The sequence below is a fragment of the Micrococcus sp. MS-ASIII-49 genome (assembly GCF_000946635.1).
Taxonomy (GTDB): domain Bacteria; phylum Actinomycetota; class Actinomycetes; order Actinomycetales; family Micrococcaceae; genus Micrococcus; species Micrococcus luteus.
On sequence record NZ_JXSP01000112.1, the window covers coordinates 1 to 22,469 of the forward strand.

The window sequence follows — 22,469 nt, forward strand, 5'->3', positions numbered from 1 at the left end:
CAACAACGTCATGCCCTCCTACATCTAGGCGTGCGCGCCCTGCCCGGCCCGGACCGCCCGACGCTGCAGGCGGGAGGCGTTCAGCTGGTCGAGGGTGAAGACCGCCAGCGAGAGCCAGATGAGCCCGAAGCCCGCCCAGCGGGCCGCGGGCATCTGCTCGCCGAGGACCGTGACCGCCACGAGGAACTGCAGGATGGGCGCCGTGTACTGCAGCATCCCGAGCGTGGTCAGCGTCAGGGAGCGGGCCGCCGCCGAGAACAGGATGAGCGGAACGGCGGTGAGCACGCCGAGCCCGGCCATGAGCCAGAAGTGGCCGGGCCCCTCGGTGACGGTGGTGAGCAGCCCGGCCTGCGCCAGCAGCACGCTGCCCACCACGAACACGGGGATCAGCACCACGGTCTCGGCGGTCATCGCGGTCACCGCGTGCACGGGGGAGGGGAAGCGCTTCTTCACGAAGCCGTAGAGCCCGAACGAGGTGGCCAGCCCGAGCGCGATCCACGGCACCTGCCCCATCGCCGCGGACATCACGACGACGGCGGCCACCGCGATCCCGACGGCCACCCACTGGCCCCGCCGCAGCCGCTCCCCGAGGAAGAGCACGCCGAGCAGGACATTCACCAGCGGGTTCATGAAGTAGCCCAGCGACGCCTGGAGCACGTTGCCCGTGGTGACCGAGACCGCGTACAGCAGCCAGTTCACCGCGATGATCCCGGCGGCCAGACCCGTGGTGCCCCAGCGGCCGGGCGTGGCCAGCGCCGTCCCCAGCTCGCGCAGGCGGCGCATCACGGTCAGCAGCAGCAGGCAGAAGATCAGGGCGAAGCCGATGCGCACCACCACGATCTCCAGGGCCCCGGCGGGCGCGAGCACCGCCATGTAGAGCGGCAGCAGGCCCCACACGAAGTAGGCGGTGAAGCCGAGGGCCAGCCCACGCGGGTCATCGGCCGGGGCGGGGGAGACGGTGGGCAGGGCGCCGGTGTCGGGGGCGGCGCCGTCGGGGGTCACGCCGGGCCGGACAGCGGGGGAGGAGGGGCTCACGCGGACCACTGTACGGTCCGGGTGAGCACTCTCACCCAGGTTCCTCCCGGTCACGGCGGTAGACTGGGGGGTCGATCCCGCGCGCCGGTGCCGGGCCTTGCCCCGCGCTCCGCCGGCGTGCCCCGCCGTCGTCGAAAAGGACCCACCCACCGTGACCGTTCGCCCTGACCGCCCGTTGCGCATCGCCATCATCGGTGCCGGACCCGCCGGGGTGTACACGGCGGACATCCTGACCAAGGAGGAACGGGACTTCCGGGTCAGCATCGACCTGTTCGACCGGTACCCGGCCCCGTTCGGCCTCATCCGCTACGGGGTGGCCCCGGACCACCCGCGCATCAAGGGCATCGTCACCGCCCTGCACAAGGTCATGGACCGCGGGGACATCCGTTTCCTCGGGAACGTGGACTACGGCACGGACCTGAGCCTGGCGGATCTGCGTCGGCATTACGACGCGATCGTGTTCTCCACCGGGGCCGTGCGGGACGCGGCCCTGGACGTTCCCGGGGTGGAGTTGGCCGGCTCGTTCGGTGGCGCCGACTTCGCGTCCTGGTATGACGGGCACCCGGATGTGCCGCGGCACTGGCCGTTGGAGGCCACGCAGGTGGCGGTGATCGGCAACGGGAACGTGGCCCTGGATGTGGCCCGGATCCTGTCCAAGCATGCCGAGGACCTGCTGCCCACCGAGATCCCGGACAACGTGTACCGGGACCTGGCCGCCTCCCCGGTCACGGACGTGCACGTGTTCGGTCGGCGCGGGCCGGCGCAGGTGAAGTTCACCCCGCTGGAGCTGCGGGAGCTGGCGCACTCCCGGGATGTGGACATCGTGTTGTACGAGGAGGACTTCGACTTCGATGAGGCCTCGGAGAAGGCGATCGAGGAGAACAACCAGGTCCGCACCATGGTGGGCACGCTGACGAACTGGCTCATGGAGCAGGAGGACCGTCAGCAGAGCGCCTCGCGTCGGCTGCACCTGCATTTCCTCCAGGCCCCCGAGGAGTTCCTGGACGAGGACGGCGACGGCCGGGTGGACGGCCTGCGGATGCGCCGAATGGAGCTGGACGGTTCCGGTGGGGTCCGCCCGACGGACGAGACCGTGGACTACCCGGTGCAGGCGATCTACCGGGCGGTGGGCTACTTCGGTTCGCCCGTGGAGGGGGTGGAGTTCGATGAGGTGCGCGGGGTGATCCCGAACGCGCAGGGCCGGGTGCTCGACGCGGACGGTGCCCCCGTGCCGGGCCTGTACGCCTCGGGGTGGATCAAGCGGGGCCCGGTGGGCCTGATCGGGCACACCAAGGGTGACTCCCTGGAGACGATCAAGCATCTGATCGAGGACGAGCCGGGGCTGTGGACGGCCCAGGAGCCCTCCGAGGAGTCGGTGATCGAGCTGCTCGAGTCCCGTGAGGTGCCGTACACCACGTGGGCCGGCTGGCATGCTCTGGATGACCACGAGAAGTCCTTGGGTGCGCAGGCGACGGAGGCCGGTCCGGTGGCGCGGGAGCGGGTGAAGGTCGTGGACCGGGAGGAGATGACCCGCATCTCCCGCGACGGGGCCTCCGTCCCGACCGCCTGATCCGGGGCGGGCCCTGGCCGCCCCGGCGCTAGGCTTCCGGGGTGGCCCGCCTCCTCGTCGACATCACCCCGCTGCGGGTCTCACCCGCCTACCGGCGGCTGTGGCTCGGCAACACGCTCGCGTACGTGGGCACGCAGCTCACGCTCGTGGCGGTGTCCCTCGAGGTGTTCGCCCTGACCGGCTCCTCGTTCGCGGTGGGCCTGCTCGGCCTCGCCGCGCTCGTGCCGCTCGTGGTCGCGGGCCTGTACGGCGGCGCGATCGCGGACCGGCACGACCGCCGCCGCGTCGCACTGACCTCGTCGGCCGTCATGTGGCTGACCACGGTCGGCATCGCCGCGCAGGCCTGGGCCGGGCTCGAGTCGGTGCCGGTGCTGTACGCCCTCGTGGCCCTGCACTCCGGCGCGTCCGGCATCAACCAGCCCACCCGCGGCGCGATCATCCCCGCGCTCGTGGGCCTGCCGCTCGTGCCGGCGGCGAACGCGCTGAACATGATGACGTTCTCCGTGGCCCTGATGGTCGGCCCCGTGCTGGGCGGCGTGCTCGTGGCGGCGGTCGGCTACGCGTGGACCTACTCGATCGACGTCGTCACCTTCCTCGCCGCCCTGTACGCCGTGTGGCGGCTGCCGTCCCTGCCGCCGCAGCGGGGCGAGGCCGCGGCCGCCTCGGGGACGCGCGGGGGCCTGGCCTCGGTGGTCGAGGGCCTGCGCTTCCTCGGCTCGCGACCGAACCTGCGGATGACCTTCCTCGCGGACATCGTGGCCATGACGACGGCGTTCCCGCGCGCCCTGCTGCCCGCCATCGGCGCCGTGGTGCTCGGCGGCGGTGAGGCCGCCGTCGGCGTGCTGCTGGCCGCGATGGCGGCGGGCGCGTTCCTCGCGGGGCTGTTCTCCGCGCCGTTCACACGCCTGCATGCGCAGGGCTGGGGCGTGTACGTCTCGATCCTCGTGTGGGGCGCGGCGGTGGCCGCGTTCGGCGGCGTGGTGTGGTGGGCGCAGTCCCTGCCCGACGGCGATCCCCGCCTCACGCTCGCGTTCGCCCTCGCCGCGCTGTGCATGGCGGTGGGCGGGGCCGCGGATTCGCTCTCCGGCGTCTTCCGCGGCTCGATCCTGCAGTCCGCGACCCCGGACCACCTGCGCGGCCGGCTGCAGGGCGTGTTCGTCGTCGTGGTGGCGGGCGGGCCGCGCCTGGGCGAGCTGCTCACCGGCGGCGCCTCCGTGGGCCTGGGGGAGGGGCCGACCCTGCTGGCCGGCGGTGTGCTGTGCATGCTCGGCGTGACCGCGCTGATGCGGTGGGAGCCCGGCTTCCTGCGCTACGACGCGCGGAACCCCACACCCTGAGCGGGCGCGGGGTTCCGTGGCGGGAGGCTGCGAGCCCGCGACCGCCGAGGAGCGCCGAGCCAGACGTTTCTGCCCGTGAGCCAGATGATTCTGCTGCAGATCGGGCCGCGAAACCGCCGAAACGTCTGGCTCGCGGCAGCCTGAGCCGCCGTCCACGGGAGCCACCACGACGACGGCGGCCGGCGGGTCAGCGGTCGCGGTCGGCCTGGAGCGTGGCCGGCACCGCGCCGCCCAGGCGCGTCCAGTGGCGGACGAGGTCCTCGTCCGGGGCCGCCTGGAGCGTCTCGCGGGCCGCCTCCTCCGCCTTCTTGATGCGGCGCTCCAGATCCTGGTCCGCGCCCTCGTAGGCGGCCGCGTGCCGGTGGGAGCGCAGCGATCCGACGTCCTCCGTGCGACGCTCCACCACCGCGAGCTGCTCGGCGATCGCGTCCTGGTTGGCGCGCTGGGCCTTCAGGTTCGCGGGGGCGAGCACCTGGGCCACGAACCCGTGGTCGAGGAGGAGGCCGCGCGGGGCGGCGATGCCGTGACGCAGCGCGAGGTCCACATGGTCCTCGAAGGTCAGGAGCATGGCGGCCTTGGTGAACTTCAGGTCGTCGACCGGGCGGCCGTCCACGCGGGCCCGGGCCCGCGCCCGGCCGATCGTGGTGTCGGCGGACCACACGGCCCCGCGAGGGTCGATCAGGTACAGCATGGGGACTCCTGGTGGGCTCGGAGGGGAGACGGCGTGCGGATCAGCGGAAGTTCACGAACTGCAGGTCCGCGTCCTCGAAGTCCTTGAGCATCGCGATGACCGACTGCAGGTCGTCGCGGGACTTGGAGGACACGCGCAGCTCGTCCCCCTGGATCTGGGCCTTGACGGACTTGGGGCCCTCGTCGCGGATCAGCTTGGTGATCTTCTTCGCGGTGGGCTGGTCGATGCCCTCCTTCATGGTCGCCTCGATGCGGTACTCCTTGCCGGAGGCGAACGGGGCGCCGGCGTCGAGGGACTTGAGGGAGATGCCGCGCTTGACGAGCTTGGACTCGAACACGTCCTTGACGGCCTTGACGCGCTCCTCGGAGGAGGCCTTCATGAGGATCTTCTCGCCGGAGAAGTCGATCTCGGCGCCGACGCCCTTGAAGTCGTAGCGCTGGGCGATCTCCTTCTGCGCCTGGTTCAGGGCGTTGGACACCTCCTGGCTGTCCACCTTGCTGACGACGTCGAACGTGGAATCGCTGGCCACGGGTGCTCTCCTTCAGGGTCTGCGGACGGGGCGCGCCCGTCGTCGACGGCCACTGCGGGGCCGCGCGGAGCGCTCTGCGGGCCAGCCTACCGGGGACGACGGACGCGGTCCCGGGCCGATTGGCGGCGTGGCGCGGAGATGCTGTACAGTGGACTCTCGCCCGACCGGTGCGGTCGTCCTCGAGACGTCCGGCAGCCGCCGGGTGGCACGGCAGATTTCCCGAGCGGCCAAAGGGGGCTGACTGTAAATCAGCTGGCACTGCCTTCACTGGTTCGAATCCAGTATCTGCCACCGGAACGAAGACCCCGGGACCGTACGGTCCCGGGGTCTTCTGCCGTCCGGGGCCGTGGCACACCCCGCGTCCCCGCCCCGGGAGGTGGCGGCCTCCCGCCAGGCGACGTAGCCTGCCTGTGGTCCGTGTCACACCCGATGCCCTCCGCGGTCCGGCGGCGGCACGGCCGTGCATCGTGACGCCGTGCGGCGTCGCCCGACCGTCCGCGAGGAGCGCCCGATGACCGAGTCCACCGCCCCCGAGTCCTTCACCCAGGGACCGACCGACGTCGAGCTGCTCGAGCAGACCCTGGCCCAGAACCTCGACGACACCGCCCGCCGGTTCGCCGACCGCGCCGCCCTCCTGGAGTGTGGACCGGACGGGGACCCTGCCACCGGACGCACCTGGACCTACGGGCAGCTGCGGGAGGAGTCCGTGACGGTGGCCAAGGCGCTCATGGCTGCGGGCTACGAGGCGGGGGACCGGATCGGGATGTGGAGCCCCAACGTCGCCGAGTGGGTCTCGCTGCTCTACGGCGCGGCACGCGCCGGCGTCATCCTCGTGAACCTCAACCCGGCGTACCGCGCCCACGAGCTGACGTACGTGGTCGAGCAGTGCGACATGCGCGGGCTGGTGGTGGCCTGCGCGGACGCACGCATGGACCCGCCCGCCACCGCGCGGGCCGTGGCCCGTGAGTCGGCGCCGCACCTGCGGCAGCTGATCATGCTGCCGGCCGGGAGCGGCGAGGACGCCTACGCCCACGTGCAGGACGGTGACGTGGCCGGCCGGCACGCCGCCGATCCCGTGGCCGAGGGCACGTGGGCCGCCTTCCTGGCCGGGGCCGCGCGGGTCTCGGACGAGGACCTGGCCGCGCGCGAGGCCGCCACCCGGCCGGCGGACCCCGTGAACCTGCAGTACACCTCGGGCACCACCGGCTTCCCCAAGGGCGTCACGCTGACGCATCGCAACGTGCTGAACAACGGCTTCCACATCGGCGAGCTGCTGGGCTACACGGAGGAGGACACCGTGGTGATCCCGGTGCCGTTCTTCCACTGCTTCGGCATGGTGATCGGCGTGATCGCCACCGTCTCCCATGGCTCGCTCGCCGTCATCCCGGCGCGCAGCTTCGAGCCGGTCTCGGCGCTGCGGGCCGTCGCCGCCACCGGCGCGACGAGCCTGTACGGCGTGCCGGCGATGTTCATCGCCATGCTCGCCCGGCCCGAGGCGGACGAGCTGGACCTGACGACGCTGCGCACCGGCGTGATGGCCGGCTCCACGTGCCCCGTCGAGGTGATGAAGAAGGTCATCGACCGGTTCCACATGTCCGAGGTCGCCATCTGCTACGGCATGACGGAGACCGCGCCCGTGTCCACCATGACCCGCCGCGACGACTCCCTGGAGGTGCGCACCCAGACCGTCGGCCGCACCATGCCCCACGTGGAGACGAAGATCGTGGACCCCGCCACCGGTGAGGTCGTCCCGCGCGGGGCCACGGGCGAGCTGTGCACCCGCGGCTACTCCGTGATGCTCGGCTACTGGGACGCCCCCGAGAAGACCGCCGAGGTGCTGGACGCCGACGGCTGGATGCACTCCGGCGACCTCGCCTCCATGGACGAGGACGGCTCCGTGCGCATCGAGGGCCGCATCAAGGACCTCGTGATCCGCGGCGGCGAGAACATCTCCCCGCGCGAGGTGGAGGAGTTCCTCTACACCCACCCGGACATCCAGGACGTCCAGGTGGTGGGCGTGCCGGACGAGAAGTACGGCGAGCAGCTCATGGCCTGCGTGATCATGAAGGACGGCGTCGAGCCGCTCACCGTGGACGCCGTCCGCGAGTTCGCCACGGGCCGGATCGCGCACTTCAAGATCCCGGCCTACGTCCGCGTGCTCGACGCCTTCCCCATGACCGTCTCCGGCAAGGTCCGCAAGGTCGAGCTGCGCGAAGAGGGCGCGAAGGTCGTCCAGGCCCAGGCCCACGCCCAGGGTGCGGGCTGACGACGACCGTCACCCTCAGGCGGCGGGCAGCGGGAACACGTCCCAGATGGTGCAGACCGCCTCGGGGGCGGCGCCCAGGATCGTGGCACGGTACGTGGTCGACCACGCCCGCGGGTCGGCGTCGCGCAGGCGCCACGTGCCGTCCGCGAGCACCGCGTCCACGAACGCGGAGGTGTCGGCGGGGCTGCCGTCCTCGTGGACCAGGGGGCCGCGACGCAGGGCTTCACCCAGGTCGCCCGCTCGGCCGACGGCGTAGAGCGCGGTCTCGTCCGTGTCCAGCACGAGGCCGCAGTCCTCCTCGAAGGCGGTGATCCAGGCCATCGCGTGCCGCATGGCCTCGTCCGGGTCGGGGTGGCGGGTCACGATGAGCACGGAGCCGCGCTCGCCCGGACGCAGGGAGCCGGGCGTGCCGGGGCCGTGCGGGTCGGGTTCGCGCGGGGCGGCGGCGGTGTGCGGGCGGGGCTCGAAGGCGGTGGTCATGGCGGTCTCCTCCCGGGTGGGGACTCATCAGGGTCCCGGCGGCGCCGCACCGGTCGGAGCGGCATCGCCCACGCTAGGAACCCGGGGCGGGCGGCCGGCCGGACCCGGCCGGGGCTGGGGAGGACACGCCGGGAGCAGCGGCCTGTGCAGGAGCGGAGGGGTCGCGCGGACGCGCCGGCACGGCCTCGGCCGGCCCGGCGTCGCGTCAGTGGGCGCGGTGGTCGGCCGGGGCGAGCTTGGGCCCGAACGCCTGCTTGCGCTCTCCGGAGAGCCCGATCATCCGCACCACCCGCTGCCGGTGCCCGGCCCATGGCGCGAGCAGGCGGAGCATCCCGGCGTCGTCGGTCCGGCGTCCCGTGAGGACCTGCCCCACGTACTGCGCCAGGTGGTAGTCGCCCACGGAGACGAGGTCCGCCGCCCCGTGGCTGCGCTGCAGCGCCTCGGCCGTGGTCCACGGCCCGATCCCGGGCACCGACTCCAGGCGCCGGGCCAGCGCGGCCACCCCGGCCGTGTCCCCGGGGGCGACCGCGTCGCCGAGCCGGTCGATGCTCGCGGCCCGCCGGGCGACCTCCAGCATGGTCCGCGACTGGGAGGGCTGCACCCAGGCCCGCGCATGCCAGTCCCACGAGGGGATCCGCAGGACGGCGGCCGGGGTCGGCGGCGGCAGCATCCCCGGCGGCACCGGGCCGGGGGCGGGCCCGTCGTCGTCGATCCGGGCGGCCAGCCGCACGAGGGTGCGCCAGCCGTGCCGCGCCTGGTCGTGGGTGACCTTCTGCTCGAGCACGGCGGTGAGCAGCTGCCGGGACAGCGCGCCCGCCGCCGGCAGCCGCAGCCCGGCCCGCATCCGCCGCGCCTCGCGCACGTGCGGCGGCAGCGCGGGCGCGCCGGAGTCCGGCCGCAGCAGGGCGTCGAAGGCGTCCCAGCCGTCGTCGTGCAGGCCGAGCAGGCGTTCCACGCCGGCGACGGCGGCGCTCGCGCCCGCGCCCCACGCGCGGGCCGTCACCGCGGTGCCGCCCCCTGCGGCCTCCCGGACGCCGGAGACCAGCAACGACGTCGGCCGGCCCGGGCCGCCCGACGCCACGTCCGGGGCGGGGGAGCGCAGAGTGAGCCAGACGCCCTGCGGTGTGGCGCGGACCGTGGGGTCGGCCGCACCGCGCTGCAGGGGGCGCAGGGTGAGCGCGACGTCCACGGGGACGGGCACGCGCACGCGGCGCTCGGCGTCCGGGGCGGTCATGCCCGCACCGTACACCCGGGCCCGGACAGGACGACGTCGGCCGTGACGGCGCGCACGCCGGGCGTTGCCCCGCGTGTCCGGAGCCCTCCTTCGGCGTCCGGCCCCTGGCGTAGCGTGGGGTGCGTGAGTGAAAAGACCCCCGCGCCCACCCCTGCGCAGCCCATGCAGTACGCCGAGAACGTCCTCGAGCTGATCGGGCACACCCCGCTCGTGAAGCTGCACTCCGTGACGGAGGGCATCGAGGCCACCGTCCTGGTGAAGGTCGAGTACCTGAACCCCGGCGGCTCCGTGAAGGACCGCATCGCGCTGAAGATGATCGAGGAGGCCGAGCGCGAGGGCCTGCTCGGCCCGGGCGGCACCGTCGTGGAGCCCACCTCGGGCAACACGGGCGTGGGGCTGGCCCTGGTCTCGCAGCTCAAGGGCTACCGCACCGTGTTCGTCACCCCGGACAAGGTGGGTCAGGAGAAGCGGGACGTGCTCAGCGCGTACGGCGCCGAGCTCGTCGTCACGCCCACCGCCGTGGACCCGACGTCCGAGGAGTCCTACTACGGGGTCGCCGACCGCCTCGTGCGGGAGATCCCCGGGGCCTATCAGCCCAACCAGTTCTTCAACCCCGCCGCCCCGGCCTCCCACTACGAGACCACCGGCCCCGAGATCTGGGAGGACACGGCCGGCCGCGTCACCCACGTCGTGATGGGCGCCGGCACGGGCGGCACCATCACGGGCACCGGCCGCTACCTCAAGGAGGTCTCGGCGGACCGCCCGTCCGGTCCGGTCCGCGTGATCGGCGCGGACCCCAGCGGCTCGGTGTACTCCGGCGGCGCCGGCCGGCCCTACTTCGTCGAGGGTGTCGGCGAGGACATGTGGGTGGACAACTACGACCCCGCGGTCCCGGACGAGGTCATCGCCGTCGAGGACGCCGAGGCCCTGGCCATGACCCGCCGCCTCGCCGCCGAGGAGGGCCTGCTCGTGGGCGGCTCCTCCGGTCTGGCCGTCGTCGCCGGCCTGCGCGCCGCCCGCGAGCTCGGCCCGGAGGACGTCATGGTGATCGTGCTGCCCGACTCGGGCCGCGGCTACCTCGCCAAGATCTTCAACGACCCGTGGATGGACGAGCGCGGCTTCGACTACGACGTCCGCGAGACCGTGCTGCCGGCGTGGGCGCGCGGGCGCACCCGCTCGGCGGTCCCGCAGATGGACGACGACGGCGCCACGGGGGCCGCCGGCGGGGCCGGCACGCCCGTCGAGGTGCTCGAGCACGCCGACGCCGAGCCGGCGACCCGCGCGGGCGCCCCCGCCGAGGCCGACCGCTGGTCCGCGACGGCGGGGGAGCTGCTGACCGAGAAGGCCGACCTGTTCCCGGGCTCCGTGCCCACCCTCGTCACCGCGGCCCCGACCACCTCGGTGGCGGACGCCGTGGCGACCATGAACCGGTACGGCGTCGACGCCCTGCCCGTGATCCTCGAGCCCCGGCACGACCTGCGGATCGGCGAGGTCCGCGGCACCGTCTCCTCCGCCGCGCTCGCGGACGCCCTCGCTGAGGGGCGGGCCACCGCGCAGACCCCCGTGGCCGACGTCATGGGCCCCGTGCTGCCCTGCCTGGGGGCGCGCACCCCGCTGCGCGCCGTGGCCCGGCGCCTCGCCCAGGACCCCGTGCTGCTGGTGCTCGAGGCCGGCCGCGTCCAGGGCGTCGTCACCCTGCACGACGTCCTCGCCCACGTCACCGCCTGAGGCCGGCCGCACCGGCCGCGCCCGCCCCACCCGACCCGATCTCTCCGAGGAGGCTCCCGAGATGACCGAGCAGAACGTCCACGAGGACCCGCACGCCACCACCCCCGACACCGGCGCCGAAGACGCCGCCGCCCACCCCCAGGGGGGAGGCTTCGGCACGCGCGCCGTGCACGCGGGCCAGCACCTGGACGAGGTGTTCGGCGCCGTCGTCCCGCCGATCCACCTCTCGAGCACCTACGCGCCCACGGCCGTCGGCGAGCTGCGGCGCGGCTACGACTACGGCCGCGGCACCAACCCCACCCGGGACGCGCTGCAGGAGCAGCTGGCCGCGCTCGAGGCCGGCGTCGACGAGTCCGGCGCCCCCCGGGCCACCGGCCTCACGTTCGCCTCCGGCCTGGCCGCGGAGACCGCGCTGATCATGGGCGCGGGCCGGCCGGGCATGACGATCGTGCTCGGCAACGACGTGTACGGCGGCTCCTACCGCCTCATCTCCCGCGTGCTCGCCCCGTGGGGCGTGGAGCACGTCGTCGTGGACATGGGGGACGCCGAGCAGGTCGCCGCCGCCGTCGAGCGCGCCGCCGCCACGGGACCGGTCATGGTGTGGCTGGAGACCCCGTCGAACCCGATGATGAAGATCTCCGACGTCGCCGCGGTCGCCGAGGCGGCCCACGCGCACGGCGCCCTGCTCGTGGTGGACAACACCTTCGCGACGCCGTACCTGCAGTCCCCGATCGCCCTCGGCGCGGACGTGGTGGTGCACTCCACCACGAAGTACATCGGCGGCCACTCGGACGTGATCGGCGGGGCGCTCGTGATCCCGGACGCCGCACTCGCCGAACAGGTGAAGTTCCAGCAGTTCGCGGCGGGGGCCGTGAACGGGCCCATGGACGCGTACCTGACCACGCGCGGCCTCAAGACGCTCGGGGTGCGCATGGACCGCCACCAGGCCAACGCCCAGGCCGTCGCCGAGTGGCTCACCGGCCGCGCCGAGGTCTCCCAGGTGCTCTACCCGGGGCTGCCGGACCACCCCGGCCATGACCTCGCGCAGCGCCAGATGCGCGGTTTCGGCGGCATGGTCTCGCTGCGCCTGTCCGGCGGCGCCGCGGCGGCCCGCCGCGTGGCCGAGTCGACCCGCCTGTTCCAGCTCGCCGAGTCCCTGGGCGGCATCGAGTCGCTGATGAACTACCCGGCGGAGATGACCCACGCCTCCGTGGCCGGCACCGAGCTGGCCGTGCCGGACGACCTGCTGCGCCTGTCGGTGGGCATCGAGGACGCCGAGGACCTCGTGGCGGACCTGGAGCGGGCTCTGGGCAGCCTCTGACCCGCCGACGTCCGCCAGAGGTCTAGCGCACGGGTGGGGAGCACCCGGCGGCGTAGTGTGACGGGCATGACCCTCACCGCCTTCGTCAACGCCCATGTCGTCCCCATCGCCGCCGAGCCGTTCGACGGCACCCTGCTCGTCGAGGACGGCCGCATCACCGCGCTCGGCCCCGACGTCGAGGCGCCCGACGGCGCCGAGGTGGTGGACTGCGAGGGGCGCTGGCTGCTGCCCGGCTTCGTGGACGCCCACGTCCACCTCGGCATGCACGCCGAGGGCGAGGTCGGTGCGACCGCGGACGTCAACGAGATGACGGACCCGGTGATGGCCGGGGTGCGGGCGATCGACGCCGTCGACCCGAACGAGCCGGGCTGGAAGGACGCCCTGGCCGGCGGGGTGACCACCGTGAACGTGAACCCCGGCTCGGGCAACCCGATCGGCGGCCAGGCGGTGGCGCTGCACACCCACGGACGCACCGTGGACGAGATGGTGCTGCGCAGTCCCTCGGGCGTGAAGTCCGCCCTCGGCGAGAACCCCAAGAACGTCTACAAGGAGAAGGGCCGCACCCCGTCCACGCGGCTGGGCACCGCCCTCGTGATCCGCGAGGCGTTCCTGCGGGCGCAGGGCTACATGGCCCGCCGCGCGGAGGCCGAGCGCGAGGACAAGCCCTTCACCCGCGACCCCCACCTCGACGCCCTCGCCCTCGTCCTGGAGCGCACGATCCCCTGGCGCCAGCACTGCCACCGCACCGACGACGTCGCCACCGCCCTGCGCCTGGCCGACGAGTTCGGCTACGACCTCGTCCTGGACCACGGCACCGAGGCGCACCCGCTGGCCGACCAGCTCGCGGCCCGCGGCGTGCCGGTGCTGATCGGCCCGCTGTTCACCACCAAGTCCAAGCCGGAGCTGCGGGGCCGCTCGATGCGCAACCCGGGCCGTCTGGCGCGGGCCGGCGTCGAGATCAGCATCATCACCGACCACCCGGTGGTGCCCATCGACTTCCTCGTCTACCAGGCGGCGCTGTCGGTGAAGGAGGGCCTGGACCGGGAGACCGCCCTGCGCGCCATCACCCTGCATCCCGCGCGCGTGCTCGGGCTGGACGACCGCATCGGCTCCCTCGAGGTGGGCAAGGATGCCGACCTGGTGCTCTGGTCCGGCGACCCGCTCGATGTCATGCAGCGGGCCCTGCGCGTGTGGATCGGCGGCCGTCAGGTCATGGAGTACGACCTCGCCACGGCCCGGCCCGTCGTCGCCTCCGCCCGTCCCGTGGAGGACTGAGCGGCGCCGCCGCCCGGCGGCGGGGGCGGGACGCGCGGGCTCAGCGCCGCACGCGCGAGCGCACGGGCGGCAGCCAGACGAGCGCGGCGCCCAGGAGCATCACGACGGCGAGGATGATCAGCAGGCCGTTGGCCCGCAGGAACGCGGGGGCGGCCAGCAGGACGGCGATGAACGTCAGGGTCCCGATCGCCGAACGACGGCGGCGCAGCAGACCGATCCAGCCCCACAGGGACGCCGCGGCCAGCAGGGCGACGGCGGTGCCCATCGTGAACTGCCCCGTCGCGCCGCCCAGCACGCCCACCGACTCCATGCCGGTGAGCGGATCGATGACGGGCTCGCCGCTGTCCTGTGCGCGGGCCCCGTTCCAGAGGAACGCGCCCGCGATGCCGACCAGCACCACGGTGACCGCGAGCCAGTAGAGGCGCGCGACCTTCAGGAGCGGGTGGACGAGGCCGGCATCGGACTCGGCCGCGTCCCGCGCGACCAGGTCGCGCTCGCGGTCCGCGCGGCGCCGTTCCAGGCGCTCCTCGTCCTCGGCGGTGAGGCGGGCGCGCTCGGCGCGCAGCCGTGCGTCGTCGGCCCGCTGATTCTCCCGGAAGGACTGGGCGGCACGGCCGGCGGCCCGGCCGAGCCCGCGGGCGAGGGGGCGGTCTTCGCTGTTCTGGGGCACCTGCCGAGCCTATCGCCCCGGCCGGTGCGCGGCCGGGGTGTCCGAGGGCACAGCCCGGCCCGGGATCCGGTGGCGTAGACTGGGCGGACCGGATCCGGTCTCTCCCCCTGTGATGAATGAGCGTGGACGCGTGTGCCACGCCGGACTGCAGATGTCTGTGCAGATGTGTGTGCGGGTCACGAACGTCGTGGCCCTCGGGGGCTGCCGGGTGGACGGAATCATCTGACCCAGCTGGCCCCTGCGCCCCACGACGTCGACCCGCGACCGACGTCCTCCGGCGTGCGCCCGCGCATCCCCACAGGAGGACCCATGTCCGACATCCTCGATCCCCAGACCACCGCCGAGGTCGCCCCCGAGCTCGCCGAGGCGGAGCAGGAGGCCACCGGGACCGTCCCGCAGGTCGACGCCGCCGAGCCCGCCGCCCCCGAGGCCCCGGCCGGGCCCGCCGGCCCCACCTTCCTGGACCTCGGCCTGGACGCCCGCGTGCTGGCCGCCGTCGAGGACCTGGGCTACACCCGCCCCTCGCCGATCCAGGAGGCGACCATCCCGCTGCTGCTGGACGGCCGCGACGTCGTGGGCCTGGCCCAGACCGGCACCGGCAAGACCGGCGCGTTCGCGCTGCCGGCCCTGTCCCGCCTCGCCGAGACCACGGACGTGACCGGGCGCGCGGACACCCCGCAGGTGCTCGCGCTCGCCCCGACCCGCGAGCTCGCCCTCCAGGTGGCCGACGCCTTCGACAGCTACGCCAAGCACCTCGACGACGTCTCCGTGCTCGCCGTCTACGGTGGCTCCCCGTACGGCCCGCAGCTGGCCGGACTGCGCCGGGGCGCGCAGGTCGTCGTCGGCACGCCGGGCCGCGTGATCGACCATCTCGAGCGCGGCTCGCTGGACCTCTCCGACCTGCAGACCCTCGTGCTGGACGAGGCGGACGAGATGCTGCGCATGGGCTTCGCGGAGGAGGTGGACCGCATCCTCGCCTCCACCCCGGACACGAAGCAGACCGCCCTGTTCTCCGCCACCATGCCCCCGGCCATCCGCCGCATCTCCGCCCAGTACCTGAACGCCCCGGAGGAGGTGGCCGTCGCCCGTCAGTCGACGACGTCCGCCACCATCCGCCAGCGCTACCTCCAGGTGGGCCACCAGTGGAAGTTCGAGGCCCTGAGCCGGATCCTCGAGACCGAGGAGCACGACGGCGTCATCGCCTTCGTGCGCACCCGTGCCGGCACCGAGGAGCTCGCCCAGAAGCTCACGCGCGCCGGGTTCAAGGCCGTGGCCATCTCCGGCGACATCGCCCAGAAGCAGCGCGAGAAGACCGTCGAGGACCTGAAGGCCGGCCGCGTGGACATCCTCGTGGCCACCGACGTCGCCGCCCGCGGCCTGGACGTCGAGCGCATCTCGCACGTGGTCAACTACGACATCCCGCAGGACGCCGAGTCCTACGTGCACCGCATCGGCCGCACCGGCCGCGCCGGCCGACAGGGCGACGCCGTGCTCTTCATGACCCCGCGTGAGCGCTTCCTGCTCAAGCAGATCGAGCGGACCACCCGCCAGCAGGTCGAGGAGATGGCCGTGCCCTCCGTCGCCGACGTCAACGCGGCCCGCAAGCGCCGCTTCGCCGACGGCATCACCCGCACCCTCGAGCGCGCCTCGGAGGAGGAGCTGGCGGTGTTCGGTGAGATCGTCGCCGCGTACGTCGACGAGCACGAGGCCGAGCCGGCGCGCGTGGCCGCCGCACTGGGCATGATGGCCCAGGGCGGCCGCCCGCTGCTGGCCCGCGAGCAGGAGATCCCGTTCGGCGGCGCCCGCGGCCGCAAGGACCGCGACGGCGGCCGCGAGGGTGGGCGCGACGGCGGCCGTGAGCGCGGCACGAGTGACGGCCGCGGCTCGCGTGGCCCGGCCCGGGAGCCCGCGGCCGGCAACGCGACGTACTGGATCGCCGTCGGCCACCAGGACCGCGTGCGGCCGGGCAACATCGTGGGCGCGCTGGCGAACGAGGTGGGCCTGCCCGCCTCCGCCATCGGCGCGATCGACCTGCGCGGCAACCACTCGCTCGTCGAGCTGCCGGCGGACCTGACCTCGGCCCAGCTCGAGGCCGCGGCCAACGCGGAGATCAACGGCCGTCGCCTCGGCCTGCGCAAGGACACCGGTCGCCCGACCCGCGCCGAGCGCGACGGCGAGGACCGCGGCGGCTTCCGCAAGGACCGCGGCGAGCGCGGCGAGCGCGGCGGCTTCCGCGGGGACCGCGACGGCGGCCAGCGCGGCGGGTACCGCAAGGACCGGGACGACCGCGGCTCCCGCGAGGATCGTGGCGGCTTCCGCAAGGACCGGGACGACCGCAGCTTCCGTGGCGACCGCAGGGGACGCCCCGGCGGCCGCAAGCCCCGCTGGGGCGCCCAGGAGCGCTCGGATCGGGGCGCCCGCCGCTGATTCCGCCGGGGTGCCGACCCCGCCGGAGGCCGTGACCGGGGCCGATTTTGCATCGGCCCCGGGGCCCTGGTAGAGTCTCACCTCGTTGCCCCGATAGCTCAGTGGTAGAGCGCCATCTTGGTAAGATGGAGGTCCCGGGATCGATTCCCGGTCGGGGCTCTGACATGAGAGCCCGCCCTCGCGGCGTGAAAACCGTGAGTGCGGGCGTTCTCGTGTCGTGGCGGCGTAGCTCAGCTGGTTAGAGCGCACGACTCATAATCGTGAGGTCGGGGGATCGAGTCCCCCCGCCGCTACGGAATCGGACGGACCCGGTCACCTCCTCGGAGGGGCCGGGTCCTTTCGCGTTCCGGGGCCCGTCCGTCGCCCCGGTAGCCTGGCGGGCATGTCCACGCGTCGCCCCGCCCACCAGCCCACCCGCGGCACCGCCGCGCCCCGCGGCTTCGTCTCCCCGTGGGAGCACGGCTCCCGGCTGTACCGGACCCTCGTGCTGACCGGCTCCGCGCTGTTCCTCGTGGGCATCGTGCTGGCGGTCGTCGGCGGCACCACCGGACGCCTCGCCGTCTCCGGGACCGCCCTGGGCGTGCTCGGCGCGGGCGTCGCCGTTCACCTGTCCGCTCAGCTCGTGCGCTTCCGCCAGGCCGCCCGCCGGCAGGGGGAGCGGCGCCCCGGCCGTTAGGCTGGACGGCAGTCGAGAACCGTCCCGCAGGAGGCCCGAGTTGAGCGTGAACCCCGACGTCGCCGGGCGGAGCTATCCGCCCGCGCCCCCCTTCCAGGTCGGTCGTGAGGCGGTCCGCGGCTTCGCCGAGGCCGTGCAGGCCCAGCATCCCGCGCACCACGACGTCGCGGCCGCCCGGGCCCTGGGACACGCCGACCTGGTCGCCCCCCCGACCTTCGCCGTCGTCATCGCCCAGCGCGCCGAGGCCGCCGTCGTCGCCGATCCCGAGCTGGGCATCGACTTCTCGCGCGTGGTCCACGCGGACGAGCGCTTCGTCCACCACCGCCCGCTGGTGGCCGGGGACGAGGTCGTGGCGACCGTGCGGGTCGAGGCCGTGAAGTCCCTCGGCGGCAACCGCATGGTCACCACCGTCACAGAGATCGCGGATCTGGACGGCGCACCCGTCTCCACCGTCACGTCCACCCTGCTGGTCCGGGGAGAGGAGTCCTGATGAGCACCGCCCCCCGCCTGTCCGACCTCGCCCGGGGCGAGGTGGTCGGCACGCGCACCGTCACGTTCACCCGCGCTGACCTCGTCGCCTACGCGGGTGCCTCCGGCGACCGCAACCCGATCCACTGGTCCCCGACGTTCGCCGAGCACGTCGGCCTGCCCGGCGTCATCGCCCACGGGATGCTCACCATGGGCGCGGCCGTGCAGCTCGTCTCGGACTGGGCGGGCGACCCGGGCGCCGTCGTCGACTACCAGACCCGCTTCACCGGCATGGTGCCCGTCGCGGACACCACGGTCCGCACGGACGACGACGGCGCGCCCGTCCCCGGTGCCACGCTCGAGGTCGTCGGCACGGTCGGCGCCGTGGACGAGGCTGCCGGGACGGTGCGGATCGACCTGAACGTCACCAACCCGGACGCGGCGAAGCCGCGCGTGCTGACCAAGGCGCAGGCCGTGGTGCGCCTGGCCGACCCCGCGGGGGAGAGCGCGTGAGCGAGCGGCTGGCGGACCACACCACCACCCGCGTCGGCGGGCCCGCGCGCGCGTGGGTCACCGCGCGCACCGAGGCTGAGGCGATCGAGGCCGTGCGCGCCGCCGACGCGGCGGGCGAGCCCCTGTTCGTCCTCGGCGGCGGTTCCAACACCCTCATGGCGGACTCCGGCTTCCCCGGCACCGTCGTGCGGCTGGCCTTCGAGGGCATCGGGGTGCTGGACGGGCCGGTGCCCGGCGAGGGTGAGGCGCCGCCCGTCGGCGACGGGGCCCGGCTCGCGGACCACGAGGGGGAGGCCGTCGTCGTGCGGGTCGCGGCGGGCCATCCGTGGGACGACGCCGTCGCATGGACCGTGGCGCACGGGCTCGGCGGGATCGAGGCGCTCTCGGGCATCCCGGGCTCGGCCGGCGCGACGCCCGTGCAGAACGTCGGCGCGTACGGCGCGGACGTCTCGCAGGTGCTCGTCGCCCTGCGCGCGTGGGACCGGGAGGCGGGCGACGTCGTCGAGCTGACGCCCGCGGACCTGCGCTTCGGCTACCGCGACTCCGTGATCAAGCGCTCCATGCTGGAGACCGGCGCGCCGAGTCCCCGGTGGATCGTGCTCTCGATCGACCTGCGGCTGCGTCGCGCCTCCTCCGACGCCGAGCCGACGGCGCCGGTCCGCTACGGGCAGCTGGCGGCCGCGCTCGACGTCGAGGAGGGCGCCCATGCCCCGCTCGCGGTGGTCCGCCGCGAGGTGCTGGCCCTGCGCGCCGCCAAGGGGATGGTGTCCGATCCGGCGGACCCGGACACGTGGTCCACGGGCAGCTACTTCACAAACCCGATCGTGCCCGCGTCCGTGCGGGCCTCCCTGCCCGACGGCGCCCCGGCGTTCGCCGCCGGCCAGGCCGAGGACGGGACGCCGCTCGTGAAGCTCTCGGCGGCCTGGCTGATCGATCGCGCGGGCTTCGCGAAGGGCTTCGGGCTGCCCGAGGTCGCCCCCCGCGAGGGCGGGCCGGACGGCCGCGGAGCCGACGGCACCGGCCTGGCCGGGGGCCGCGCGTCGGTGTCCACGAAGCACACCCTCGCCATGACCAACCGCGGCGACGCGACCACCGAGGACGTCCTGACGGTCGCGCGCACCGTGCGCGACGGCGTGCGCGAACGCTTCGGCGTCGAGCTGCACCCCGAGCCGATGATCATCGGCACCAGCCTCTGACCCCTCACTTTCGTTCGGGAAACGGCGCCCTCAGGAGTGCTTTCGTTCGGGAAACGGCGCCCCTTGGCGGGGCGGGCGCCGTTTCCCGAACGACAACGACCGAACACCCGCCGTTTCCCGAACGAAAACGGGGGCCGGGGGCGGGGGGCCGGGTACGGGGGCCGGGGCTGGGCCGGGTGCGCGCCGCCGCGCCGGCGTCGCGGCTCAGAGGTTGCCGGTGGCGATCATCAGCATGCGGCGCACGGGCTCGGCCGCACCCCACAGCAGCTGGTCGCCGACGGTGAACGCCGACAGGTACTCGGGACCCATGTTGAGCTTGCGCAGCCGGCCGACGGGGATCTGCAGGGTGCCGGTCGCGGCGATCGGGGTCAGGTCGGTGACCGTGGCCTCCTTGGTGTTCGGCACCACCTGCACCCACTCGTTGTCCGCGGCGATGATCTGCTCGACCTCGTCCAGCGGCACGTCCCGGGTGAGCTTGAGGGTGAGGGCCTGCGAGTGGGAGCGCATGGCGCCGATCCGCACGCACAGCGAGTCGAACGGGATCCGGTCCGCCCCGGTCAGTCCGAGCACCTTGTTGGTCTCGTCGTAGGCCTTGCGCTCCTCGCGGGAGACGCCGTCGCCCAGGTCGGAGTCGATCCAGGGGATCAGCGAGCCGCCCAGCGGCACGCCGAACTGCGTCGAGTCCAGGCCGTCGCGCTGCAGCTCGATCACCTTGCGGTCGATCTCGAGGATCGCCGACGCCGGATCGGCCAGCTCGGCCCGCACCGCGCCGCCCAGCTCGGCGTACTGGATGAGCAGCTCGCGCATGTGCCGGGCACCGCCGCCGGAGGCCGCCTGGTAGGTCATGGCGGTGCCCCACTCGACCAGGCCCGCCTTGAACAGGCCACCGAGGCCCATGAGCATGCAGGAGACGGTGCAGTTGCCGCCGATGAAGTCCTTCGTCCCGTTCGCCAGGGCGGCGTCGATCACGCCGCGGTTCACGGGGTCCAGTGCGATCACGGAGGTGTCCGCCATGCGCAGGGTGGAGGCGGCGTCGATCCAGATGCCGTCCCAGCCGGCGGCGCGCAGCTTCGGGTACACGGCCTGCGTGTAGTCCCCGCCCTGCGCGGTGAGGATCACGGGCAGGGCCTTGAGCGCGTCCACGTCGTACGCGTCCTGGAGCACGCCCGGGTCACCGGCCATGCCCTCGAGCACGGGCGCGGGACCGCCGGCGTTGGACGTGGAGAAGAAGACGGGATGGATACGGGCGAAGTCGCCCTCCTCGGCCATGCGCTGCAGGAGGACGGACCCCACCATGCCGCGCCAGCCGACCAGGCCCACGGTGGGCACGGCGGCCGCGTCGGGGGCGTTCACAGATGCGGGGGCAGCGGAAGTCATGCCCTCCAGGCTAGCGGCCCTGCTGCGCGCGCTTCCGCTTGTTCCACGCGATGAAACCGCCCACGGCGAACACCTGGGTCAGCACGAGCAGGAACACCAGCCCGGCGATGGTCTTGCCCTGCAGCACGAGGATCAGCCCGAACACGGCGCACACGAACGCCAGCACGGGCAGGACGACGAGCGCGAGGAACGAGACCGCCTGCGGGGAGAGCAGACGCTGGTCGGAGTCGGTCGGGGCCATGTCAGTCGCGTTCCCATCGTTCGAAGCGGTGGCGCGGGCCGGAGGCGGAGTCCAGCCACGCGTCGGGGGCGGGCTCGACGGCGGTGCGCCGCCAGCGGGCGTCGAGCAGCGGGGCGTGCGTGTCGCCGTCGACGTCGGCGTCGATCACGGTCACCTCGGCGCGCGAGGCCACGTCGAGGGCCTGCTCGTAGAGCGTCGCCCCGCCGATCACCCACACGGTGTCACAGCCGTCGGCCTCGGCCGCGGCGGCCAGGGCCGCCCCGAAGTCCGGCACGACGACGGCGCCCGCGGCCCGCAGCTCCGCGCCGGCCTCCTCGGTGGCCGTCAGGGTGCGGGAGACCACGATGTTCGTGCGCCCGGGCAGCGGGCGGAAGCGCGCCGGGAACGACTCCCACGTGCGCCGGCCCATGATCACGGGGTGGCCGTGCGTGTGGGCCCGGAAGTGCGCGAGGTCCTCCGGGACGTGCCACGGCATGGTGCCGTCGCGACCGATGACGCGCTCGGGGGTCTGGGCCCAGATCATGGCGATCACGGGCTCGGTGGGACGGGTGGCCCGGCTCATGGGGTCGCTGCGCATCCTCGGCTCAGACGGCGATCGGCGCCGTGATGGTGGGGTGGTGACGGTAGTCGAGGACCTCGAAGTCCTCGTAGTCGTAGTCGAAGATCGACGCGGGGGTGCGCCGCAGCCGCAGCCGCGGGTACGGGTACGGCTCGCGGGAGAGCTGCTCGCGCACCTGCTCCTCGTGGTTCGCGTAGATGTGCACGTCCCCGCCGGTCCACACGAACTCGCCGGGAGTCAGCCCGGTCTGCTGCGCGACCATCACCGTGAGCAGCGCGTACGAGGCGATGTTGAACGGCACGCCGAGGAACAGGTCCGCCGAGCGCTGGTAGAGCTGGCATGAGAGCCGCCCGGGGGCGCCGTCCTGACCGGGGGAGACGTAGAACTGGAACAGCGCGTGGCACGGCGGCAACGCCATCTCGTCCACCTCGGCGGGGTTCCACGCGGTGACGATGTGCCGGCGCGAGTCGGGGTTCGTCCGGATCTGCTCCACGACCTTGGCGATCTGGTCGATGTGGCCCCCGTCCGGGGTGGGCCACGAGCGCCACTGCACGCCGTAGACGGGGCCGAGCTCGCCGTCCTCGTCCGCCCACTCGTTCCAGATCCGCACGCCGCGCTCCTGGAGCCACCGCACGTTCGAGTCCCCGCGCAGGAACCACAGCAGCTCGAGCGCGACCGACTTGAAGTGCACGCGCTTGGTCGTGATCAGCGGGAAGGACTCGGCCAGGTCGAAGCGCAGCTGGCGGCCGAACACGCTGCGCGTGCCCGTGCCGGTCCGGTCCGTCTTGACGGCCCCGTGGGCCATCACGTCGGCGAGGAGGTCCTCGTAGGGGGTGGGGATGCTCACCCGGCCCACTCTAGCGATCCGAGCGGACG

The 22,469-nt window shown here is 73.8% G+C and carries 21 protein-coding genes and 3 tRNA genes; 14 read left to right on the forward strand and 10 right to left on the reverse strand.

Annotated features, from left to right (window positions below):
* Positions 1–24: 24 nt before the first annotated feature.
* Positions 25–1,044 (reverse strand): EamA family transporter RarD, encoded by a 1,020-nt coding sequence (gene rarD, locus SJ20_RS07825; RefSeq protein WP_044659539.1) that lies wholly within the window; start codon positions 1,042–1,044, stop codon positions 25–27.
* Positions 1,045–1,186: 142 nt separating this feature from the next.
* Between rarD and SJ20_RS07830 the strand changes: the two genes are divergently transcribed.
* Positions 1,187–2,605: an FAD-dependent oxidoreductase gene (locus tag SJ20_RS07830; RefSeq protein ID WP_044659540.1), complete on the forward strand. Its 1,419-nt coding sequence runs from the start codon at positions 1,187–1,189 to the stop codon at positions 2,603–2,605.
* Positions 2,606–2,646: 41 nt separating this feature from the next.
* Positions 2,647–3,942, forward strand: a complete 1,296-nt coding sequence (locus tag SJ20_RS07835) for an MFS transporter (protein ID WP_044659541.1) — start codon at positions 2,647–2,649, stop codon at positions 3,940–3,942.
* 187 nt (positions 3,943–4,129) lie between these two features.
* Here SJ20_RS07835 and SJ20_RS07840 read toward each other — a convergent pair whose 3' ends face one another.
* Positions 4,130–4,633 (reverse strand): hypothetical protein, encoded by a 504-nt coding sequence (locus SJ20_RS07840; RefSeq protein WP_036317679.1) that lies wholly within the window; start codon positions 4,631–4,633, stop codon positions 4,130–4,132.
* 40 nt (positions 4,634–4,673) lie between these two features.
* On the reverse strand, positions 4,674–5,162 hold the full coding sequence (locus SJ20_RS07845) for a YajQ family cyclic di-GMP-binding protein (protein ID WP_002856881.1): 489 nt from the start codon (positions 5,160–5,162) through the stop codon (positions 4,674–4,676).
* Between the two features lie 209 nt (positions 5,163–5,371).
* Here SJ20_RS07845 and SJ20_RS07850 point away from each other — a divergent pair.
* Together SJ20_RS07850 and SJ20_RS07855 are read left to right on the forward strand one after the other, a co-directional pair.
* Positions 5,372–5,453: transfer RNA gene (locus tag SJ20_RS07850), tRNA-Tyr, on the forward strand.
* A gap of 220 nt (positions 5,454–5,673) precedes the next feature.
* Entirely contained in the window at positions 5,674–7,428 is a 1,755-nt protein-coding gene (locus SJ20_RS07855) for an AMP-binding protein (protein ID WP_044659542.1), read from the forward strand.
* Between the two features lie 15 nt (positions 7,429–7,443).
* Here SJ20_RS07855 and SJ20_RS07860 read toward each other — a convergent pair whose 3' ends face one another.
* Together SJ20_RS07860 and SJ20_RS07865 are read right to left on the reverse strand one after the other, a co-directional pair.
* Complete coding sequence (locus SJ20_RS07860; RefSeq protein ID WP_041103583.1) at positions 7,444–7,908, reverse strand: hypothetical protein; 465 nt, start codon at positions 7,906–7,908, stop codon at positions 7,444–7,446.
* A gap of 205 nt (positions 7,909–8,113) precedes the next feature.
* Entirely contained in the window at positions 8,114–9,142 is a 1,029-nt protein-coding gene (locus SJ20_RS07865) for a DNA-3-methyladenine glycosylase (protein WP_044659543.1), read from the reverse strand.
* A 162-nt stretch (positions 9,143–9,304) separates the two neighbouring features.
* On the opposite strand from SJ20_RS07865, the gene SJ20_RS07870 reads away from it, so the two are divergent.
* From SJ20_RS07870 to SJ20_RS07880, 3 genes are all read left to right on the forward strand, one after another.
* The gene (locus SJ20_RS07870; protein ID WP_036317690.1) at positions 9,305–10,870 is read left to right on the forward strand and encodes a pyridoxal-phosphate dependent enzyme; all 1,566 of its coding nucleotides are present in this window, start codon (positions 9,305–9,307) and stop codon (positions 10,868–10,870) included.
* A 61-nt stretch (positions 10,871–10,931) separates the two neighbouring features.
* Positions 10,932–12,191: a cystathionine gamma-synthase gene (locus SJ20_RS07875; RefSeq protein WP_082067610.1), complete on the forward strand. Its 1,260-nt coding sequence runs from the start codon at positions 10,932–10,934 to the stop codon at positions 12,189–12,191.
* A 66-nt stretch (positions 12,192–12,257) separates the two neighbouring features.
* Positions 12,258–13,466, forward strand: coding sequence for an amidohydrolase (locus SJ20_RS07880; RefSeq protein ID WP_044659544.1), 1,209 nt, complete (start codon positions 12,258–12,260; stop codon positions 13,464–13,466).
* A gap of 40 nt (positions 13,467–13,506) precedes the next feature.
* On the opposite strand, the gene SJ20_RS07885 is transcribed toward SJ20_RS07880, so the two are convergent.
* Positions 13,507–14,136, reverse strand: coding sequence for a hypothetical protein (locus SJ20_RS07885; RefSeq protein ID WP_044659545.1), 630 nt, complete (start codon positions 14,134–14,136; stop codon positions 13,507–13,509).
* 309 nt (positions 14,137–14,445) lie between these two features.
* Between SJ20_RS07885 and SJ20_RS07890 the strand changes: the two genes are divergently transcribed.
* The 7 genes from SJ20_RS07890 (at position 14,446) to SJ20_RS07920 (ending at position 19,416) form a co-directional block, all read left to right on the forward strand.
* Positions 14,446–16,563, forward strand: coding sequence for a DEAD/DEAH box helicase (locus SJ20_RS07890; protein WP_044659546.1), 2,118 nt, complete (start codon positions 14,446–14,448; stop codon positions 16,561–16,563).
* A gap of 87 nt (positions 16,564–16,650) precedes the next feature.
* A tRNA-Thr gene (locus tag SJ20_RS07895) sits at positions 16,651–16,722 on the forward strand.
* A 60-nt stretch (positions 16,723–16,782) separates the two neighbouring features.
* Positions 16,783–16,856, forward strand: a tRNA-Met gene (locus tag SJ20_RS07900).
* Positions 16,857–16,945: 89 nt separating this feature from the next.
* The gene (locus tag SJ20_RS07905; protein WP_041103577.1) at positions 16,946–17,239 is read left to right on the forward strand and encodes a hypothetical protein; all 294 of its coding nucleotides are present in this window, start codon (positions 16,946–16,948) and stop codon (positions 17,237–17,239) included.
* A gap of 40 nt (positions 17,240–17,279) precedes the next feature.
* A complete protein-coding gene (locus SJ20_RS07910) occupies positions 17,280–17,729 on the forward strand; it encodes a MaoC family dehydratase N-terminal domain-containing protein (protein ID WP_002854745.1) in 450 nt (149 codons plus the stop codon).
* Positions 17,729–18,220 (forward strand): MaoC/PaaZ C-terminal domain-containing protein, encoded by a 492-nt coding sequence (locus SJ20_RS07915; protein WP_044659547.1) that lies wholly within the window; start codon positions 17,729–17,731, stop codon positions 18,218–18,220. Before SJ20_RS07910 ends, SJ20_RS07915 begins: the two co-directional genes overlap by 1 nt.
* Positions 18,217–19,416 carry a UDP-N-acetylmuramate dehydrogenase gene (locus SJ20_RS07920; RefSeq protein ID WP_044659548.1) on the forward strand — a complete coding sequence of 400 codons (1,200 nt, stop codon included), beginning with the start codon at positions 18,217–18,219 and terminating at the stop codon, positions 19,414–19,416. The genes SJ20_RS07915 and SJ20_RS07920 overlap by 4 nt, the downstream gene beginning before the upstream one ends.
* Before the next feature lie 204 nt (positions 19,417–19,620).
* Here the strand turns inward: SJ20_RS07920 and asd are convergent, their stop codons facing one another.
* The 4 genes from asd to SJ20_RS07940 are packed head-to-tail and all read right to left on the reverse strand — an operon-like array spanning position 19,621 to position 22,449.
* Positions 19,621–20,793: an aspartate-semialdehyde dehydrogenase gene (asd, locus tag SJ20_RS07925; RefSeq protein WP_044659549.1), complete on the reverse strand. Its 1,173-nt coding sequence runs from the start codon at positions 20,791–20,793 to the stop codon at positions 19,621–19,623.
* A 10-nt stretch (positions 20,794–20,803) separates the two neighbouring features.
* Positions 20,804–21,034, reverse strand: a complete 231-nt coding sequence (locus SJ20_RS07930; protein ID WP_044659550.1) for an NF038396 family protein — start codon at positions 21,032–21,034, stop codon at positions 20,804–20,806.
* A gap of 1 nt (position 21,035) precedes the next feature.
* Entirely contained in the window at positions 21,036–21,596 is a 561-nt protein-coding gene (locus SJ20_RS07935) for a dihydrofolate reductase (protein WP_044659551.1), read from the reverse strand.
* A 22-nt stretch (positions 21,597–21,618) separates the two neighbouring features.
* Entirely contained in the window at positions 21,619–22,449 is an 831-nt protein-coding gene (locus SJ20_RS07940; protein WP_002854751.1) for a thymidylate synthase, read from the reverse strand.
* Positions 22,450–22,469: the final 20 nt, after the last annotated feature.

Coding starts and splice junctions, on each gene's coding strand:
- SJ20_RS07840 (WP_036317679.1), bottom strand. CDS start 4,633: ATGCTGTACCTGATCGACCCTCGCGGGGCCGTGTGGTCCGCCGACACC.
- SJ20_RS07855 (WP_044659542.1), top strand. CDS start 5,674: ATGACCGAGTCCACCGCCCCCGAGTCCTTCACCCAGGGACCGACCGAC.
- SJ20_RS07860 (WP_041103583.1), bottom strand. CDS start 7,908: ATGACCACCGCCTTCGAGCCCCGCCCGCACACCGCCGCCGCCCCGCGC.
- SJ20_RS07865 (WP_044659543.1), bottom strand. CDS start 9,142: ATGACCGCCCCGGACGCCGAGCGCCGCGTGCGCGTGCCCGTCCCCGTG.
- SJ20_RS07870 (WP_036317690.1), top strand. CDS start 9,305: ATGCAGTACGCCGAGAACGTCCTCGAGCTGATCGGGCACACCCCGCTC.
- SJ20_RS07875 (WP_082067610.1), top strand. CDS start 10,932: ATGACCGAGCAGAACGTCCACGAGGACCCGCACGCCACCACCCCCGAC.
- SJ20_RS07880 (WP_044659544.1), top strand. CDS start 12,258: ATGACCCTCACCGCCTTCGTCAACGCCCATGTCGTCCCCATCGCCGCC.
- SJ20_RS07890 (WP_044659546.1), top strand. CDS start 14,446: ATGTCCGACATCCTCGATCCCCAGACCACCGCCGAGGTCGCCCCCGAG.
- SJ20_RS07905 (WP_041103577.1), top strand. CDS start 16,946: ATGTCCACGCGTCGCCCCGCCCACCAGCCCACCCGCGGCACCGCCGCG.
- SJ20_RS07915 (WP_044659547.1), top strand. CDS start 17,729: ATGAGCACCGCCCCCCGCCTGTCCGACCTCGCCCGGGGCGAGGTGGTC.
- asd (WP_044659549.1), bottom strand. CDS start 20,793: ATGACTTCCGCTGCCCCCGCATCTGTGAACGCCCCCGACGCGGCCGCC.
- SJ20_RS07930 (WP_044659550.1), bottom strand. CDS start 21,034: ATGGCCCCGACCGACTCCGACCAGCGTCTGCTCTCCCCGCAGGCGGTC.
- SJ20_RS07935 (WP_044659551.1), bottom strand. CDS start 21,596: ATGAGCCGGGCCACCCGTCCCACCGAGCCCGTGATCGCCATGATCTGG.